Source organism: Rhodoplanes roseus (assembly GCF_003258865.1).
Lineage (GTDB): Bacteria > Pseudomonadota > Alphaproteobacteria > Rhizobiales > Xanthobacteraceae > Rhodoplanes > Rhodoplanes roseus.
The window spans coordinates 1-2,433 of the sequence record NZ_NPEX01000132.1 but is presented as its reverse complement, the minus strand read 5'-3'; the positions used below and the strand labels follow the sequence as shown (position 1 = coordinate 2,433).

The window sequence follows — 2,433 nt, the reverse complement described above, 5'->3', positions numbered from 1 at the left end:
GCGGCGGCGGCCGCCGCCGGCACCTCGACCACGGCCTCCTGATAGGTGGCGATCAGGTTGCGGGCGCCGACGTCGCCGGTGAGCCGGCCGAGCTCGCCGAAGAAGCGCCGCGACCAGACGACCGGATTGCCGCGCTTGCCGTCGACGGTCGGGATGACGATCAGGCCGCCCTTCTCCGGATCGAAGGCGGCGAGCAGGCGATCGATCAGCCCGTGGTCGACCTGCGGCATGTCGCCGAGGCAGACGATGGCGCCGTCGACGTCCTCGGGCAGCGCCGCGATCCCGGCCTTCACCGAGGTCGAGAGCCCTTCGGCATAGTCGGGATTGTGGACGAAGCTCACCGGCAGGTTGGCGAGCGCCGCCCGCACGCGGTCGCGCTGGTGGCCGGTGACGACCACGATCGGCCCGGCGCGCGAGCCGAGGATCTGCTCGACCGTGATGCGCACCAGCGGCTTGCCGCCGATCTCGGCCAGAAGCTTGTTGGGGCCGCCCATGCGGGTGGAGCGGCCGGCGGCCAGCACCACGGCGGCGAGGCGGCGGCCCGGCCTCTCCTCCGGCGCCGGCGGAGCGATCTCGCGCGGCTGCGGCCGGGTGACGATCTCCATCAGCAGACCGCCGACGCCCATGCCGGCGACGTCACCGTCGCTCACCGGCAGCCCGCACAAGAGCCGCGACAGAACCCAGTCGAAGCCGTTCTCCTTGGGGCTGCGGGCGCAGCCCGGGGCACCCAGCACGGGGCGTCCGCCGATCTCGCCGATCATCAGCAGGTTGCCGGGATCGACCGGCATGCCGAAGCGCTCGATGCGGCCGCCCGCGGCCTCGACCGCGGCCGGAATCACGTCGCGCCGGTCGGCGATGGCCGAGGCGCCGAACACGACGACGAGCTCGGCCCCGTCGGCCAGCACGCTCTCCACCGCCCGGGTCAGCGCCACCGCCTCGTGCGGCACTTTTCGCTCGGCCACGATGGTGGCGCCGGCCGGCGCGAGGCGCTCGGCCGTCACCTTGAGGGTCTTCTCGATCACCTTGTCGGCGAGGCCGGGCAGCACCGTGGAGACCACCGCGACCTTCTTCACCCGGTAGGGCGCGACCCGCACCAGGTGCGACGCGGCCGCAAGCGCGGCGTCGCGGGCCGCCCCGGCCACCGCGAACGGGATGATCTTGGCCGTCGCCACCATGGTGCCGACCACCACGGGCGCATAGGCCTGCAGCGTCGCGAAGGTGATGTCGGGATCGACGGCGTTGAGCCGGTCGACGCCCGCACGGTCGACGACCAGCACGCCGGCCGCCTCGGCGAACAGGTTGGCGCGGCCCGTGAAGGCGTGATCCACCCGGATACCGGGCCCGGCCGCGGCGCCCGCGATCTCGCCCGCGGCGACGTCCTCGGTCACGTCGCCGGGCTCCAGCCGCGCCACCGTCAGCGTGTCGACGCCGGCGCCCGTCAGCGCGGCGACTTCGGCTGCGCCGACCAGCGTGCCCTTCTTAAGCACCACCCCGTCGCGCCGGACCGTGTGCACGACGATGCCGCCGAGCGACTCAGCGGCCGGGACGGACCCGAATTTCATGACACGGCCTTCTCGGGCACCGGCTTGTCGGACGCTGCCTTGGCCGGCAGGCGCAGCCGCGCCGTGATCTCGGCCAGGATCGAGACGGCGATCTCGGGCGGCGACACGGCGCCGATGGGCAGGCCGATCGGCGCGTGGATTCTCCCGATCGTCGCGTCGTCGAGACCCTGGGCCTTCAGCCGCTCGACCCGGCGCGCATGCGTCTTCCGCGAGCCGAGCGCGCCGATGTAGAAGCACTCGCGCGCCAGCGCGTGCAGCAGCGCCGGGTCGTCGATCTTCGGATCGTGGGTGAGCGCCACGAAGGCCGTGTAGCGGTCGACCCCGAGCGGCGGCAGCGCGACGTCCGGCCATTCGGCGATCAGCGGCACGTCGGGAAAGCGCTCCGGGCTGGCGAAGGCGGTGCGCGGATCCACGATGGTCACGTCGTAGCCGACCAGCCTCGCCATCGGCGCCAGCGCCTGGCTGATGTGCACGGCGCCGGTGACCACGAGCTTGGGGGGCGGCACGTGCACGGTGAGGAAGAACCGCCCCGCGGGGGTCTCCACCATGCCGCTCTTGCCGCTGCGCAGATGCTGGTCCAGCAGCTCGGCGAGCGGATCACCGCCCGCCTCGGTGCCCCGCACCAGCCGCTGCGCCCCGCTCGCCACGTCGGTGACGACGATCGCGGCCCGCCGCGCCGCGCGCTCGGCATTGAGAGTTTTGAGGATGTCGAGTTTCACCGGCCTACCTCTTCGAGCAGCAAAGCGCCCCGTGCATCGCACGGTCCACTCACGACGACCATCGACCGAACGTCACAGCAGTCATTCCGCAAGTTCGGGCAATCGCTTTTGCTCCCACCTCCCCCTGGAGGGGGGAGGTCGGACCGCGAAGC

The 2,433-nt window shown here is 72.7% G+C and carries 2 protein-coding genes; both read right to left on the bottom strand.

Features of this window, described 5'->3' with window-relative positions; genetic code table 11:
- A partial coding sequence (locus tag CH341_RS18150) for an NTP transferase domain-containing protein (protein WP_111420421.1) occupies positions 1–1,562 on the bottom strand: 1,562 nt, incomplete at its 3' end.
- Positions 1,559–2,281 (bottom strand): XdhC family protein, encoded by a 723-nt coding sequence (locus CH341_RS18145; protein WP_111420408.1) that lies wholly within the window; start codon positions 2,279–2,281, stop codon positions 1,559–1,561. The genes CH341_RS18150 and CH341_RS18145, both read right to left, overlap by 4 nt.
- Between the last annotated feature and the right edge of the window lie 152 nt (positions 2,282–2,433).